General features: G+C 44.1%; 16 protein-coding genes and 1 other annotated feature. All 16 genes read left to right on the forward strand.

Annotated features, from left to right (window positions below; translation table 11 throughout):
* The first annotated feature begins 234 nt into the window (after positions 1–234).
* The 16 genes from CHH48_RS01160 to CHH48_RS01235 all read left to right on the forward strand — a co-directional run bounded on the left by CHH48_RS01160 (position 235) and on the right by CHH48_RS01235 (position 15,351).
* Positions 235–1,017: a cell division protein FtsQ/DivIB gene (locus tag CHH48_RS01160; protein ID WP_095217528.1), complete on the forward strand. Its 783-nt coding sequence runs from the start codon at positions 235–237 to the stop codon at positions 1,015–1,017.
* A gap of 233 nt (positions 1,018–1,250) precedes the next feature.
* Positions 1,251–2,534 (forward strand): cell division protein FtsA, encoded by a 1,284-nt coding sequence (gene ftsA / locus CHH48_RS01165; protein ID WP_095217529.1) that lies wholly within the window; start codon positions 1,251–1,253, stop codon positions 2,532–2,534.
* 58 nt (positions 2,535–2,592) lie between these two features.
* Positions 2,593–3,762, forward strand: a complete 1,170-nt coding sequence (gene ftsZ, locus CHH48_RS01170) for a cell division protein FtsZ (protein WP_095217530.1) — start codon at positions 2,593–2,595, stop codon at positions 3,760–3,762.
* Between the two features lie 174 nt (positions 3,763–3,936).
* Positions 3,937–4,857 (forward strand): sigma-E processing peptidase SpoIIGA, encoded by a 921-nt coding sequence (spoIIGA, locus tag CHH48_RS01175; protein WP_095217531.1) that lies wholly within the window; start codon positions 3,937–3,939, stop codon positions 4,855–4,857.
* 23 nt (positions 4,858–4,880) lie between these two features.
* Positions 4,881–5,594 (forward strand): RNA polymerase sporulation sigma factor SigE, encoded by a 714-nt coding sequence (sigE, locus tag CHH48_RS01180; protein ID WP_095218062.1) that lies wholly within the window; start codon positions 4,881–4,883, stop codon positions 5,592–5,594.
* Positions 5,595–5,719: 125 nt separating this feature from the next.
* Positions 5,720–6,502, forward strand: a complete 783-nt coding sequence (gene sigG, locus CHH48_RS01185) for an RNA polymerase sporulation sigma factor SigG (protein WP_095217532.1) — start codon at positions 5,720–5,722, stop codon at positions 6,500–6,502.
* A 349-nt stretch (positions 6,503–6,851) separates the two neighbouring features.
* Entirely contained in the window at positions 6,852–7,115 is a 264-nt protein-coding gene (locus CHH48_RS01190; protein ID WP_095217533.1) for a YlmC/YmxH family sporulation protein, read from the forward strand.
* A gap of 61 nt (positions 7,116–7,176) precedes the next feature.
* Positions 7,177–7,989, forward strand: coding sequence for a peptidoglycan editing factor PgeF (gene pgeF / locus CHH48_RS01195; protein WP_245840270.1), 813 nt, complete (start codon positions 7,177–7,179; stop codon positions 7,987–7,989).
* Positions 7,986–8,666 (forward strand): YggS family pyridoxal phosphate-dependent enzyme, encoded by a 681-nt coding sequence (locus CHH48_RS01200; protein WP_095217534.1) that lies wholly within the window; start codon positions 7,986–7,988, stop codon positions 8,664–8,666. Before pgeF ends, CHH48_RS01200 begins: the two co-directional genes overlap by 4 nt.
* A 14-nt stretch (positions 8,667–8,680) precedes the next feature.
* Positions 8,681–9,127 (forward strand): cell division protein SepF, encoded by a 447-nt coding sequence (locus tag CHH48_RS01205; RefSeq protein ID WP_095217535.1) that lies wholly within the window; start codon positions 8,681–8,683, stop codon positions 9,125–9,127.
* Between the two features lie 6 nt (positions 9,128–9,133).
* Complete coding sequence (locus CHH48_RS01210; protein ID WP_095217536.1) at positions 9,134–9,391, forward strand: YggT family protein; 258 nt, start codon at positions 9,134–9,136, stop codon at positions 9,389–9,391.
* A 21-nt stretch (positions 9,392–9,412) separates the two neighbouring features.
* Positions 9,413–10,186, forward strand: coding sequence for an RNA-binding protein (locus CHH48_RS01215; RefSeq protein WP_095217537.1), 774 nt, complete (start codon positions 9,413–9,415; stop codon positions 10,184–10,186).
* Between the two features lie 72 nt (positions 10,187–10,258).
* Positions 10,259–10,759, forward strand: coding sequence for a DivIVA domain-containing protein (locus CHH48_RS01220; RefSeq protein WP_038559994.1), 501 nt, complete (start codon positions 10,259–10,261; stop codon positions 10,757–10,759).
* 70 nt (positions 10,760–10,829) lie between these two features.
* Positions 10,830–11,050: a binding site (T-box leader), on the forward strand.
* Between the two features lie 62 nt (positions 11,051–11,112).
* Positions 11,113–13,866 (forward strand): isoleucine--tRNA ligase, encoded by a 2,754-nt coding sequence (gene ileS, locus CHH48_RS01225; RefSeq protein WP_095217538.1) that lies wholly within the window; start codon positions 11,113–11,115, stop codon positions 13,864–13,866.
* Between the two features lie 112 nt (positions 13,867–13,978).
* Positions 13,979–14,443 carry a signal peptidase II gene (gene lspA / locus CHH48_RS01230; RefSeq protein ID WP_095217539.1) on the forward strand — a complete coding sequence of 155 codons (465 nt, stop codon included), beginning with the start codon at positions 13,979–13,981 and terminating at the stop codon, positions 14,441–14,443.
* A complete protein-coding gene (locus CHH48_RS01235) occupies positions 14,440–15,351 on the forward strand; it encodes an RluA family pseudouridine synthase (protein ID WP_095217540.1) in 912 nt (303 codons plus the stop codon). The genes lspA and CHH48_RS01235 overlap by 4 nt, the downstream gene beginning before the upstream one ends.
* The last annotated feature ends 128 nt before the right edge of the window (positions 15,352–15,479 follow it).

Below are 15,479 nucleotides of genomic sequence, written 5' to 3' on the forward strand. Positions count from 1 at the left end.
ATAGTAGTGGAGACGAAATTAAAGAGTAAAAGAATGGATAGAAGTTTTCATTTCTTTGCCCCATTGAAGAAGGAGATTGGCGGCTTCTTATGTAATTAGGTAAAGAAACCTTTTTAAAAGGCGGATTATTTACAATTTGTTGGTTACTGACTCTTTCCGCTATATGAATGTGTTATAATTTTATAATTACAATACAAGCAGTTTTTCGACTGTACAGCATAGGAAGAAGAGGAAATGAGCGAAAAAAAGAAAATTGTTTCCATCGAAGACCGTATCCCGAAATTAAAACAAGCGAGAAAGAAAAAGGCGAATAGACGACTTATATTCTACTTGTCTATTTTCTTCGTACTAATCTTCATCATTGTGTATCTGCAATCGCCATTAAGCAATATTCACCGTCTTGAAGTGGAAGGGAATGAATTTCTGCCTAAAGAAACTATTATTCAAAGCAGCGGACTGACTACTTCAGATAATATGTGGCGTATTGATAAGGATGAAGCAATCAAACGGATAGAAGAAAATGAAGAAGTCGAAAAGGTATCAATAAGCCGAGGCTTTCCTGCCACTGTCACGATCAAAGTGACGGAACTTGGGAGGGTAGGGTATCTGCAGCAGGATAACAGTTATCGCGCGCTGCTTACCAATGGCAGTATCTCCGAGAAGAAATGGGATCAGCCAAATTCGGATGCCCCGACACTCTATGGTTTTTCTGATGATAAGTATCTTAAAGAGCTGGCAGAAGAGCTTGGCCAGCTACCAGCTTCTATAACCGGTCTCATATCTGAGATACATTACAAGCCGACAGAAGACAATCAATTCGTCATTCAGCTATTCATGAACGACGGCAGGGAAGTGCAAGGAACAATCCGCACTTTCGCCACGAACATGGAGGCGTATCCTAGTATTGCGGCACAGCTTGATCCAGACGTCGATGGTGTACTCCATATGGGAGTGGGCACCTATTTCGAGCCTGCCGAGAAGGAAAAAGAAGATAGCGAGCAAGAAGAAGGCCAATAAACAGAAATTCATGGTATTTTGTCAGTTTATGTAGAATAAACGGGCTATATGCGGTATAGTCGAATCAAATACGAGTATATTAGGCTAAATTCTTACAGAATGTCGCTTTTTAGGCAAAATTTCTCGTGAAATTTGTTATAATTATGCGTGTCTCAATACAAATGTTAATTTATGAAACAAAATTGTAAAAACAATGCTGGGCGACATGTCTCTAGGATTAGGAGGTGCCTTACGTGAACAACAGTGAAATTTTAGTCAGCTTAGATGTAGGAACATCAAATATTAAAGTGATTATCGGGGAAGTATTTCAGGATTCCCTTAACATAATCGGTGTCGGTACGGCAAAATCTAAAGGCCTGAAAAAAGGCGCCATCGTCGATATCGATCAAACAGTCCAATCGATTCGTACTGCTGTTGAACAAGCAGAGCGGATGGTCGGTATGCAAATCGAACGTGTAGTCGTCGGTGTCAATGGTAATCAGATTCAACTGCATCCATGTCATGGTGTGGTGGCTGTATCCAGTGAAACCAGAGAGATAGACGATGAGGATATTGCACGTGTACTTGACGCAGCGCAGGTTGTGTCCATTCCGCCAGAACGTGAGATAGTCGATGTGATTCCTAAACAGTTCATCGTAGATGGATTGGACGGTATCAATGACCCGCGTGGCATGATCGGTGTACGATTAGAAATGGAAGGTACAATTATTACCTGTTCCCGCACAGTCTTACATAATCTATTGAAATGCGTCGAGAAAGCCAACTTAGAAGTGATGGATATATGTCTGCAGCCATTGGCTGCAGGGGCTGTCGCCCTTTCAGAGGATGAAAAGAACCTTGGTGTCGGATTAATCGACATCGGCGGAGGCAATACAACTGTCTCTGTGTTCGGCAATGACCAGCTTATGGCGACTAGCGTCGTTCCTCTTGGCGGCGAGAATATTAGCAAGGATATATCTATCGGGCTGAAGACTTCCTCTGAACAAGCGGAAGAAATCAAAATTGGATATGGACATGCTTTCTACGATGATGCCAGGGAGGAAGAGACATTCGAAGCTTCGATTATCGGCAGCAATAAGAAACAAAACTTCTCCCAGCTTGATGTCGCGGATATCGTAGAAGCCCGCGTTGAGGAGATATTTGCATACGCTGATAGTGAAATTAAGCGTATGGGCTTCCCGGAACTCCCGGGTGGCTATGTCCTCACCGGAGGAACATCCATGATGCCAGGTATGCTTGAACTGGCACAGGATTGCTTCCAAGCGAATGTAAGACTTGCGATCCCGGATTATCTAGGAGTGCGGGAACCGCAGTTTACAAGCGCCGTCGGAATCTTGCAATTTGCCTATCGGAATGCGAGAATACAAGGGAAGGAAATCTTCTCTGCTGTAACAGAGGGAGACTTCGATGAGCCGGAAAGAAGACCGGCGAAACCTGCTAAATCAGAAAAGAAAAAAGGCGAAGAAAAAAAGAAAGAATCAGGTATTGCCAACCTGTTCAAGTACTTTTTCGATTAAGACAGACACGTCAGACCAATTGATGGAGACGGCGGTTTGTAAATAGGAGGACGTTAAGATGTTAGAGTTTGACACAAATATGGAAACATTAGCGACAATAAAAGTCATCGGCGTCGGCGGAGGCGGAAGCAACGCCGTCAACCGAATGATCGAACATGGCGTCCAAGGTGTGGATTTTATTGCAGTGAACACTGATTCACAGGCATTGAATCTATCTAAAGCAGATGTCAAAATGCAAATTGGTGCGAAACTGACTCGTGGTCTTGGTGCTGGTGCCAACCCGGAAGTAGGTCGCAAAGCAGCAGAAGAAAGCAAAGAACAGATCCAGGAAGTTCTTCAAGGAGCTGACATGGTATTTGTTACAGCTGGTATGGGAGGCGGAACTGGTACAGGTGCTGCACCAGTTATCGCACAGATTGCTAAAGAGCTTGGCGCTCTAACAGTCGGAATCGTTACACGTCCTTTCTCATTTGAAGGACGTAAACGTCAGACACAGGCTTTAGCTGGAACAGATGCACTAAAGGGCAGCGTAGATACACTTATCGTTATCCCGAATGACCGCTTGCTTGAAATCGTTGATAAAAACACACCGATGCTTGAGGCATTCCGTGAAGCGGATAATGTCCTTCGTCAGGGTGTACAAGGTATTTCTGAATTAATTGCCGTTCCAGGTCTGATCAACGTCGACTTTGCTGACGTGAAGACGATCATGGCAGATAAAGGATCAGCACTTATGGGTATCGGTATTGCAACTGGTGAAAACCGCGCGACTGAGGCTGCGAAGAAAGCTATCAGCTCTCCGTTGCTAGAGACTTCAATTGACGGAGCACACGGTGTTCTTATGAATATCTCAGGCGGCACGAACCTAAGCCTGTATGAAGTGCAGGAAGCAGCTGATATCGTAACGAGTGCAGCTGACCAGGAAGTGAACGTAATCTTCGGTTCCGTTATCAATGAAGATTTGAAAGATGAAATCGTTGTGACTGTTATTGCGACAGGCTTTGATGAAGCTCAAATCCAGCAAGCTATGAATGCTCCTCGTCCGAAAGCGCGTCCGGTAGAGAAAGAAACACAAAGCACGCAACAGCCGGCAACTTCGGAAAGAAGAAGAGAGCGGGAAGAACTGCGTCGAGAAACACCATCTCCACAGCAGCAGCAACCGCGCAAGCAGGAAGAGGATACATTGGATATCCCGACATTCCTTCGCAACCGCAACCGCAGAAAATAAGTTCAAAGGATAGCATCCTATGATGCTATCCTTTTTTTTATGCCAAGAAATGTTAGACAAAAAGCAAGGAAAATACATAAAAATAGTGCGGTGCTGAGTGCATAAACTGACAGCATTTGAATCGGCTCTCCGTTATACTAGCTTCATCTATTAAAGGAGAAGGGGATAGCTGACGTGACAATCTATCTGGATGCAGTCTGGACACTCAATCTTTTTTTGGACTGGCTGCTGCTATTATGCACGCAAGCAATTGCAAGGTTGCAAGTACCAAAGCTTCGTATATTTGCCGGCGCCGTTGTTGCTTCACTTATTGTTCCAGTAACAGTCTATTTTCCGGATAGCTTTCTGGCCCACCCAGTGGGAAAGTTACTTTTCTCCATGCTAATCATCTGGACTGCTTTCGGCTTCCGGTCTGTCACCCGTTTTCTTAAAATGCTGCTGCTTTTTTATTTTATTACGTTTGCAGCAGGCGGCAGCCTATTCGCCATCCATTATATGCTGCAGACTCAAGCTGCATTCACTCCTGCTTCCTTTTTGACTGTAAGCACAGGATACGGAGATCACGTCAGCTGGCTTTTCGTAGCCATTATGTTTCCGATTGCTTTGTACTTTACTAAAAGCAGAATGGACAAGCAGCGCTTTGAACAATTCCGTTACGATCAGCTTTACACCGTTCAAGTTAGCATCAATGGCATTGCACATAAAACAGAAGGCTTCATCGATAGCGGAAATCATCTGTCTGATCCGTTGACGAAGCGGCCTGTCGTAATCTGTGATCAGCTTTTTTTACGAAACTGGTTCAATGAAGAAGATTGGCAGCTGTTAGCTCAAGCAAACGACAATTTGGATTTGGGTTTGCTGCCGGAGGATTGGCCATATGAATTTTCTGTCGTTCCGTATCAGGGTGTGAATGGAGAAGGCGCTCTTATGTTGGTTTTAAAGCCGGATAGCATTCTGATTGAAATGGATCAAAGCCCAATCGAAACAGACCGGGTCTGGATTGGAATTCAATTCGGCAATCTTACCGCAGATCGCCGTTATCATTGTCTGCTTCATCCGTCACTTGTACACGATGCCAGCACGCAAGCGGGCTAAGGAGAAGGGAGATAAACATGGGAATGAAAGCATGGAAGCTAAAAATATGGTGGTACAAGATTCTCGTCAAGCTTAAAATCAAGCAAAAGGAAATCTACTATATCGGCGGTAGCGAGGCCCTGCCTCCCCCATTATCGAAAGAAGAGGAGTTCAAATTGCTCCAGCTTCTGCCTACAGGCGATAAATCTGCAAGGGCGATGCTCATCGAGCGCAATCTTCGTCTAGTGGTGTATATCGCGAGGAAGTTCGAAAACACTGGTATCAATATCGAAGATTTGATTAGTATTGGGACAATCGGTTTGATCAAAGCAGTGAATACTTTCAATCCAGAGAAAAAAATCAAGCTTGCAACTTACGCTTCCCGCTGTATCGAAAATGAAATCCTTATGTATTTACGCCGTAATAGCAAACTAAAATCAGAAATTAGTTTTGATGAACCGCTCAATATTGATTGGGATGGCAATGAACTGCTTTTATCAGATGTTCTAGGAACAGATGATGATATCATTACGAAGGATATCGAGAAAAATGTAGATAAGAATTTATTAAAAAGAGCATTGGAACAGCTTAATGACAGAGAAAAGCAAATCATGGAACTTCGCTTTGGACTTATCGGTCAGGAAGAGAAAACGCAAAAAGATGTGGCTGACATGCTTGGTATCTCTCAATCCTACATTTCGCGTCTGGAGAAAAAAATTATCCGCCGACTGCAAAAAGAATTTAATAAAATGATCTAAGCCCTACTGGTGCCTGTATTTGTCCTAAGTCGGACAATGTCAGGTACTTTTTGTCTTTGCATAAAAAAATTCCCGCGGGGAGATACTGTGCTTGCATCGTATCTTCATTCGGGAGGTCAAGTAACATGTCGAGACAGAAAGTAGAAATATGTGGAGTAGATACTTCAAAACTGCCAGTACTCAAAAATGAGGAAATGAAAAAGCTATTCATCCGCATGCAGCAAAAAGACGACATTTCAGCCCGTGAAGAACTCGTCAATGGAAATCTCCGCCTCGTGCTCAGTGTTATTCAGCGCTTCAATAACCGAGGAGAATATGTCGACGATCTTTTTCAAGTAGGCTGTATTGGACTAATGAAATCCATTGATAATTTCGATTTGAAGCATAATGTGCGTTTTTCTACATACGCAGTGCCGATGATCATTGGAGAAATTCGCCGCTACTTAAGAGATAACAATCCGATTCGTGTGTCACGTTCCTTGCGTGATACAGCATACAAAGCTTTGCAAGTACGTGAGCAGCTAATCGCGAAAACTTCTAAAGATCCAACAACAGCAGAGATCGCTGCAGAGCTTGGCGTGCAGCCTTCTGATATAACATTTGCAATGGATGCCATCCAAGATCCGGTTTCCTTGTTCGAACCGATATATAACGATGGTGGTGACCCGATATTCGTTTTGGATCAGCTTCGCAGTGAGTCAGAAAATGATGCTAACTGGCTTGATAACCTTTCGTTAAAAGAGGGAATGCATCGTCTGAATGAAAGGGAGAAAATGATATTGAATAAGCGTTTCTTCCAAGGCAAGACACAGATGGAAGTCGCAGATGAAATCGGTATATCTCAAGCACAAGTATCGCGTTTGGAAAAAGCAGCAATCGAAGAGATGAATAAACAAATGTTCGAGTGAGTCTGGGAAATAACTAATTAGTTAAATAATGCTTTAAGAGTAACGTGATTGGAAGTTCAAATCGCCGCTCCGGAAATACATTGCGCTTTCCGTGGCGGCTGGTGAGCCTCCCCGTGCTGGCGCACTTCGGGGTCTCACCTAGGACCGCGGAAAGCGAAGTATTGTGCTGGAGCGGGACTAATAATCTAATCTGAATAAAATCCGAACGGTGCAAATTCATTGAGAGATTTGCACCGTTCGGATTTTTGTTTTGCCATAATTCTTTTTACTCAATCTCTTTTATATTTGAATGCTATTTCTGGGGCTTGGCCGCATAGACTAGAGAAAAAAGAAAAGGGGCTAAGTATTGATGACTCTAACCGAATTGCAAATGAAGGATATTGTTCTGATGGAGAATGGGAAAAAAGTAGGGAATGTGTCTGATTTAGAGATTAATGAACAAAATGGTCATATATCAGCAATTATCGTGACACTTCGCGGGAAGATGATGGGGCTCTTCGGAAAGGAAGAAGAATTAGTCGTTCCATGGAATCAGATCATCACGATCGGGACAGATGTCATCCTAATCAAAAGTCCTGAGCAAGCTCCTGTTACGGAAGTGGCGAGCAAGTAATCTTGTACAGAATACAGCAGAAATATGGTACTATAAAAGCAATCAGAGGAGTGAGTACCATATGAAAGAAACAGCTTCCAACCTAAAGGGGATGTATATGGAGCTTGGCGGATGGTCAGTTCCCACTAACATCGTTAGCGGTATTACAACAAAATATAATGGTGTTAGCAAAGCACCTTTTGATAGTCTGAATATGGGGCTGCATGTTGGAGACGCGCCAGAAGATGTTGTCCGCAACCGTCAGCTTCTCGCCGAAGCTATTCAGTTTCCTTTGGATACGTGGGTATTAGGTGAGCAAGTCCATGGGACGGAAATTGCAGTCGTCACCAAAAATGAAGCTGGTCGTGGAAGTCGGGAATTAACTGATAGCCTCCCATCAGTGGATGGCCTTATCACTAATGAAAAAGGTATGCTTCTAGCTGCTTTCTTTGCTGACTGCGTACCTCTTTATTTTTTCGATAGCACAAGTGAGTGGATTGGAATGGCACACGCTGGCTGGCGCGGAACTGTCGCTAATATGGCAGGGAAAATGGTTCAAGCTCTTTGTGCAAATGGAGCAAACAAGGAAAGTATACAAGCGATGATCGGACCATGTATATCGAAGAACAGATATGAAGTGGACGATCATATTGTACAGCAGATACCCGAGGAATTCCGGGCTAAAGTGCTAGCACCAAGCGGAACTAACCGATACTATCTGGATCTGCAGATGCTTAATCGGCTGTACCTGCTGCAAGCAGGCATTCTGGATGAAAACATACTTACAGCAGCATATTGTACATACGATTCCCCAGAATTTTATTCGCATCGGGAAGACCAAGGAAAAACCGGCAGGATGATCGGTTTTATCGGGATGAAAGAGGAGCAGGCATGAATACAGTACAAGAGAACTTGAAACAGATCCAGCAGGATATTAATGCAGCAGCGGCTAAAACCGGCCGAAATTCCGAGGATATAACACTCCTTGCCGTTACGAAATATGTTACAATTGAACGAACAGAAGAAGCTGTCGATGCCGGTATTGTCGATTTGGGTGAGAATCGGATCGAGGGTTTTCTTGAGAAGCAGGCAGTTATCGGAGAAAAAGCTGTATGGCATTTCATCGGCAGCCTGCAAACAAGGAAAGTAAAAGATGTCATCAATCAGGTGGACTATCTGCATGCATTAGACAGATTGTCACTTGCGAAGGAAATTCAAAAGCGGGCAGCAAAGAAAATCAAATGTTTTGTACAAATCAATGTGAGCGGAGAAGTTACCAAATCAGGCGTGTCACCTGATGAAACGCTAGCTTTCATCCAGCAGCTTGCAGAATTTCCGGCAATTGAAGTTGTCGGTTTGATGACAATGGCACCGAATACAGAGAAGGAAGATGTACTTCGCAGTGTGTTCAGCGGCTTGAGGCAGCTTCGAGATGAAGTGAAAGCTGCAGGTATGCTGCATGCACCTTGTACATTCTTATCCATGGGAATGAGTAATGATTACACAATCGCGATAGAAGAAGGAGCGACTCATATCCGGGTCGGTTCTGCTCTTGTAGGTCCATATAAATAAGCGAGGTGAAGAAAATGAGTTTCAAAAATAAGATGAGAAATTTCTTTACTGTAGATGATGAAGAATATGAATACGTCGAAGAACAGTCGAACGAACAAGAGGAAATCGAGCCGTATCCACAGAGCGGGCGAGAGCGTAATCAGAATCAGAACGTTGTCAGCCTGAAAAGTGTACAATCGTCCTCTAAAGTCGTTCTTTGTGAGCCGAGGACATATAACGAAGCGCAGGAAATCGCTGATCATGTTGTGAACAGGAGAGCTGTCGTGCTCAATTTGCAGCGTGTTGACCATCATCAGGCAAAACGAATCGTCGATTTTCTTAGCGGTACAGTCTACGCCCTTAATGGAGATATCCAGAAACTGGGCAGTCAAACCTTCCTGTGTGCTCCGGACAATATTGAACTTGCCGGCAGCATATCCGATATGATAGAGGAGCAGGATGATTATAATAAGAGGTGGTAGAAGCAAATGCTTTTGAGCATAATTAGTACGGCTTTCACAGTATATTCCTTTGCATTGATCATTTATATCCTCATGTCATGGTTCCCGGGAGCCAGGCAATCAGCGTTTGGCGAAATGCTAGGTCGGATCTGTGAACCATATCTGGATGTATTTCGACGGTTCATTCCGCCGCTAGGAATGATTGATTTGTCCCCAATCGTTGGGATCATTGTTTTGCGCTTAGCGGAGAGTGGAGTAAGAACTATTTACTTTATGATTTTTTAATGATGAGGAGTACAACGTAACGTGAGTATCTATCAGCATTACCGGGAAGAGGAACGTCCTTTTATCGACCAGATTCTTTCCTGGATGGAACAAGTGGAACGTCAATATCAGCCCCGGATGACTGATTTCCTGGATCCCCGGGAACAGCTTATCTTCCGACAGCTGTTAGGCGGCCAAACTGAGCTGCAGTGGGCTTTGTCAGGCGGAACGGAGAAAGCGGAAAGAAATCGGGGAATCATTGCACCGCTTTATGATTCAATTACACCAGAGGATTTTAGTATCGAGCTGCTTGAGGCTACTTATCCCGATAAGTTTGTCACACTTGAACACCGTGATGTATTGGGATCCTTCCTTTCCCTTGGAATTGATCGTAAAAAATTGGGCGATATCAGTGTGGGTGAAGGTGTAATCCAACTTTTCACTACATCAGACATTGCTCCCTACATACGTGCGAATTTAGTTGAAGTCAAAAGAGCCAAGGTAACATGGGAATCAGTGGATCCAAATCGGTTCAGGCCAGAAGAGGTGGAATGGGTTACTAGCGAAACAACTGTTTCCTCTCTTAGGCTGGATGCTATCATAAAGGAGCTATATCGCATGTCTCGCCAGCAGGCAGCTGAGCGTATCCAGAAAGGACTTGTCAAAGTCAATTTCAAGACGGTCGAGGATGTCAGCTTTCAGCTGGCTGAGGGAGATCTCTTGTCCCTGCGAGGCATGGGCAGAGGCAAGCTTGCAGAAGTGAAAGGTACAACAAAGAAAGACAAGCAGCGCATTACATTGGAAAAATTAAAGTAGCCGTAACGGTTAATTTATGCTATCTTTGTCGAATAACAGCTATTAAAGATTCTTTAACAGGAGGTGGCCGTCGTGCCATTAACACCTTTGGATATTCACAATAAGGAGTTCGCCCGCGGATTCCGCGGTTATGATGAAGATGATGTAAACGACTTCCTCGATAGGGTAATCAAGGATTATGAGATTATCATTCGTGAGAAGAAGGATTTGGAAGAGCGCATGCAGCAGCTCGAAGAACGACTTGGTCATTTCAACAATATTGAAACGACACTAAATAAGTCAATCCTTGTGGCGCAGGAAACTGCTGAAGAAGTGAAAGGCAATGCAATGAAAGAGTCCAAGCTGATCATCAAGGAAGCTGAAAAGAATGCAGACCGTATCATCAATGAGTCCCTCACGAAGTCACGCCAGATTGCATTGGAAGTCGAGGATCTTAAAAAACAAGCAAAAGTATTCCGTACACGATTGAAAATGCTTGTAGAAGCGCAGCTCGAGATGATTGAAACGGACGATTGGGATGGTTTATTCGCAACAGAGGTAGCGTATGAGCCAGAGGAAGAGACGGCGGAATAAAGTCCGCTTGACGTTTTTCGCAAACTTACATATAATTTTACTATTAATTAGTTAACAACATGACCATGATATAAAGACTGTGATCGGGACAGTAGGAAGTCCATACCGCTTTCAAAGCGAGCCAGGGAAGGTGAGAGCCTGGTACGGTATTTCTTTCGAACATCACCCGCTAGTTTCCATTCGAACCGCAAGCAGTAGAAATGGACGTCTCATTCACGTTACGAATTCGAGTGGATAGATGATACTAGTCTGTCTATAAGGGTGGTACCGCGAGTCTCTCTCGTCCCTTCTGGGATGATGAGGGACTCCTTTTTTTGCCCAAAAATATCGGTCATCATAAGGAGGAAAATACATTGGATTACAAAGAAACATTGCTGATGCCGGAAACGGCTTTCCCGATGCGCGGCAACCTGCCGAACAAAGAACCGAAAATGCAGCAGGAATGGGAAGAACAAAACATCTACAAAAAAGTGCAGGAAAGAACGGAAGGGCGTCCGCTCTTCGTCTTGCATGACGGACCTCCATATGCCAATGGTGACCTTCATATGGGCCATGCACTTAACAAAGTACTGAAGGACTTTATCGTTCGCTATAAATCAATGTCCGGCTTCCATGCACCCTATGTTCCAGGCTGGGATACACACGGACTACCAATTGAACAAGCGCTTACGAAGAAAAAGGTTGACCGCAAGAAAATGACGGTTGCAGAATTCCGCCGACTTTGCGCGGAATATGCAATGCAGCAAATCGACAACCAGCGTACCCAGTTCAAGCAGCTAGGTGTTCGTGGTGATTGGGATAATCCTTATATTACGTTGACAAAGGATTATGAAGCAGCACAGATTAAAGTGTTCGGTGAAATGGCAGAACGCGGCTACATCTACAAAGGTATGAAGCCGGTATACTGGTCTCCATCTTCTGAATCTGCTTTGGCAGAAGCGGAAATCGAGTACCAAGACAAACGTTCTGCATCCATTTATGTAGCGTTCCAAGTGAAAGACGGTAAAAACTTGTTCCAAGGTGACGAGAAATTCATCATCTGGACGACAACTCCTTGGACATTGCCTGCGAACGTCGCAATCTCGCTTCATCCAGAAGTGACATATGTGGTAGCACAAGTTGGCAGCGAGAAATATGTCGTAGCAGAAGATTTGCTTGGCAACGTTACAGAAACACTTGAATGGAGCAGTCCTGAGATACTGAAAACATTCAAAGGAAAAGAAGCGGAGTATGTAACAACACAGCATCCTTTCTATGATCGCGAATCTTTGATTATCCTTGGTGAACACGTTACAACAGACAGCGGTACAGGCTGTGTACACACAGCACCTGGACACGGGGAAGAAGATTTCTTTGCCAGCCAGAAATACAAATTGCCGATCATCAGTCCTTTGGATGACAAAGGTGTCTTCACTAGTGAAGCTCCTGGTTTTGAAGGTGTATTCTATGATAAGGCGAATAAAGAGATCACAGAACTGCTTGAAGAAAAAGGTGCATTACTAAAACTTGAATTCTTCACGCATTCTTACCCGCATGACTGGCGTACAAAGAAGCCAGTTATCTATCGTGCAACGGCGCAATGGTTTGCTTCCATCAAAGCATTCCGCGAGCAAATCATCGAACAAATCAAAGAAGTGGAATGGTTCCCGAAATGGGGCGAAACACGTCTTTATAACATGTTCCGTGATCGCGAGGACTGGTGTATTTCCCGTCAGCGTGCATGGGGTGTTCCGATTCCTGTATTTTATGGGGAAAATGGAGAACCAATCATTACAGAAGAAACGATCCAGCATGTTTCTGACCTGTTCCTTGAGCATGGCTCAAATATCTGGTTCGAAAGAGAAGCGAAAGATCTATTACCGGAAGGCTTCACTTCCGAGCATAGCCCGAACGGCATCTTCACGAAAGAAACAGATATCATGGACGTATGGTTCGATTCTGGTTCTTCTCACCAAGGTGTGTTAGTAAACCGACCGGAATTGCAGCGTCCAGCTGACCTTTACTTGGAAGGCTCTGACCAGTATCGCGGCTGGTTCAACTCTTCTTTGACAACTGCTGTCGCTGTAACAGGCAAAGCACCGTACAAAGCAGTCCTCAGCCACGGATTCGCATTAGACGGTAAAGGTAAAAAGATGAGTAAATCGCTTGGCAACATCGTTGTTCCAGCGAAAATCATGAAGCAGTATGGTGCGGATATTCTTCGTCTATGGGTTGCTTCTGTTGATTATCAATCCGATGTTCGCATCTCCGATGAGATCATCAAACAGACATCCGAAGGCTACCGCAAAATCCGAAATACTTTCCGCTTCTTGCTAGCTAACTTGCATGATTTCGATCCTGCTAAGGACAGCGTAGCGCATGCTGACATGGTCGAAGTAGATCGTTATATGCTTGCGAAGCTTTCTGATTTGACTAAGCACGTACGCGAGAGCTATGACAATTACGAATTTGCGGATGTATATTCTGCAATCCTAAGCTTCTGTTCTGTAGAACTTAGTGCGTTCTACCTTGATTTCGGTAAAGATATCCTTTATATCGAGGCTGCTGATCATCCAGCACGCCGCAGCATTCAGACTGCGTATTACGAAATTGTAAAATCGCTTCTGCAAATGCTTGCACCGATTCTTGCTCATACAACGGAGGAAGCATGGAGTTACGTCCCTGGTGAGAAAGCAGAGAGCATCCAGCTGTCAGACTTCCCAGAAGCTGTAGCAATTTCAGATCATGAGGAACTGCTAACAAAATGGGATCATTTCATCAAAGTACGTGATGATGTTCTGAAAGCATTGGAAATTGCCCGCAGTGAGAAAGTCATTGGTAAGTCATTAGAATCCAAACTTACGATTGTTGCCAAAGATGATGAAACGAAACAGCTTCTTCAAGGAATTGATAATTTGCATCAATTGCTTATTGTATCTGAAGCTAACGTGGTGGATTCAGATGCTGATGCTGCTGATTATGAGCATGTGGCTGTCCGTGTCGAAAAACATCCGGCAGACCGATGCGAACGCTGCTGGGTTGCTTCCGACACAGTAGGGCAGGATGAGTTGCATCCTGAACTATGTTCACGCTGCGCAAGCATCGTAGAAGCACACTATCACGCGTAAGAAGAGAAAGCTTCGCTTTTAAGCGGAGCTTTCTTTTTATCTGGACAATCTTTTTCATCGTATCTATGGTAAAATGCAAGATAGATTGTATTGAACGGAGGAAATGGAGTCCATGTATTTTGTGATCGCGATCATTCTGATCATCATTGATCAGCTAACGAAATTGGCAGTAGTGAAAAATATGACAGAAGGAGAATCAATTCCGGTCATCGATAATTTCCTGTACCTGTCTTCCCATCGGAACAGAGGAGCAGCGTGGGGGATATTGGAAGGTCATTTTTGGTTCTTTTATCTTGTAACAGCGATTGTTATTGTCATAGTCAGCTATTATATTGTGAAATATAGCAAGGAAAGCAAATTGATGGGTACCGGACTTTCGCTTGTACTTGGAGGAGCTATTGGTAACTTTATTGATAGGCTGTTTCGCAAGGAAGTTGTCGACTTTGTCGATACACGATTCGGTGACTATCATTATCCAATCTTCAACGTGGCGGATTCCTGTCTAGTTGTAGGTGTAATCCTCATCATTATTGCTATGCTGCTTGATGAACGAAAGAAAGGAAGAAAAGAAGCATGAGTAAGTTGGAACATACAGTCGCAGCCGAGCAGGCGGGCTTGCGCATCGATAAGCTGTTATCTGATATCCAGGAGGATGTTTCCCGGAGTCAGGCTCAGAGCTGGATCAAAGAAGATCTAGTTACTGTGAACGGCACCAAGGTTAAGAATAAGTATACTGTGCAAGAGGGGGACGTGATCGAGTGGTCGATTCCGGAACCTGAGGAAATGAAAATTGAAGCGGAGAATATCCCGCTTGAGATCATCTATGAAGATGCTGATATCGCAGTTGTGAACAAGCCGCGCGGAATGGTCGTACATCCATCCAACGGTCATCAGTCTGGTACAATGGTTCACGCGCTGCTTTACCATCTAAAAGATCTTTCTGGTATCAATGGTACAATGCGTCCTGGGATTGTACACCGTATCGATAAGGATACAAGCGGCCTTTTAGTAGTCGCTAAGCATGATAAGGCGCATCAAAAATTGACTGATATGCTGAAGGAACATGATATTGAACGGAAGTACCGAGCAATTGTCCATGGTGTAATTGACCATGAATTTGGTACAATTGAAGCACCAATTGGACGTGATACGAATGACCGTCAGAAAATGGCAGTCGTTGAAAACGGAAAGCCTGCTGTGACGCATTTCGAAGTGCTGGAGCGCTTTGAAGAATTCACGTATATAGAATGTAAGCTTGAGACAGGCAGAACACACCAGATTCGTGTGCATATGCAATATATTGGCTATCCACTTGCTGGAGATCCGAAATACGGTCCGCGCAGAACGTTGGATATCGATGGTCAAGCGCTGCATGCTGCAGTTCTTGGCTTCAATCATCCAATTTCAGGTGAATGGATGCAATTCGAAGCACCAGTTCCAGACGTGTTTCAAGAGGAATTGGACAAGTTGAAGTTCAATGCTTGACAGTCATTCCCTGACATGCGATACTGAATGAAGTTGAATAAGAACCTTTAAGACAGTCCAGAGAGGCTGATAAGGAAGCGGAGATGAACGGGATACGTATGTATCCAAGCCCCTTATTACCTCATGGT

It is taken from the genome of Terribacillus saccharophilus (assembly GCF_002272075.1).
GTDB classification, from domain to species: Bacteria; Bacillota; Bacilli; order Bacillales; family Amphibacillaceae; genus Terribacillus; species Terribacillus saccharophilus_A.

What these genes read in the sequence shown, in the direction of transcription:
- lspA (WP_095217539.1), top strand. Translation starts at nt 13,979, where the DNA reads ATGTATTTTGTGATCGCGATCATTCTGATCATCATTGATCAGCTAACG.
- ftsZ (WP_095217530.1), top strand. Translation starts at nt 2,593, where the DNA reads ATGTTAGAGTTTGACACAAATATGGAAACATTAGCGACAATAAAAGTC.
- sigE (WP_095218062.1), top strand. Translation starts at nt 4,881, where the DNA reads ATGAAAGCATGGAAGCTAAAAATATGGTGGTACAAGATTCTCGTCAAG.
- sigG (WP_095217532.1), top strand. Translation starts at nt 5,720, where the DNA reads ATGTCGAGACAGAAAGTAGAAATATGTGGAGTAGATACTTCAAAACTG.
- CHH48_RS01190 (WP_095217533.1), top strand. Translation starts at nt 6,852, where the DNA reads ATGACTCTAACCGAATTGCAAATGAAGGATATTGTTCTGATGGAGAAT.
- CHH48_RS01205 (WP_095217535.1), top strand. Translation starts at nt 8,681, where the DNA reads ATGAGTTTCAAAAATAAGATGAGAAATTTCTTTACTGTAGATGATGAA.
- CHH48_RS01200 (WP_095217534.1), top strand. Translation starts at nt 7,986, where the DNA reads ATGAATACAGTACAAGAGAACTTGAAACAGATCCAGCAGGATATTAAT.
- CHH48_RS01210 (WP_095217536.1), top strand. Translation starts at nt 9,134, where the DNA reads ATGCTTTTGAGCATAATTAGTACGGCTTTCACAGTATATTCCTTTGCA.
- pgeF (WP_245840270.1), top strand. Translation starts at nt 7,177, where the DNA reads ATGAAAGAAACAGCTTCCAACCTAAAGGGGATGTATATGGAGCTTGGC.
- CHH48_RS01235 (WP_095217540.1), top strand. Translation starts at nt 14,440, where the DNA reads ATGAGTAAGTTGGAACATACAGTCGCAGCCGAGCAGGCGGGCTTGCGC.
- CHH48_RS01160 (WP_095217528.1), top strand. Translation starts at nt 235, where the DNA reads ATGAGCGAAAAAAAGAAAATTGTTTCCATCGAAGACCGTATCCCGAAA.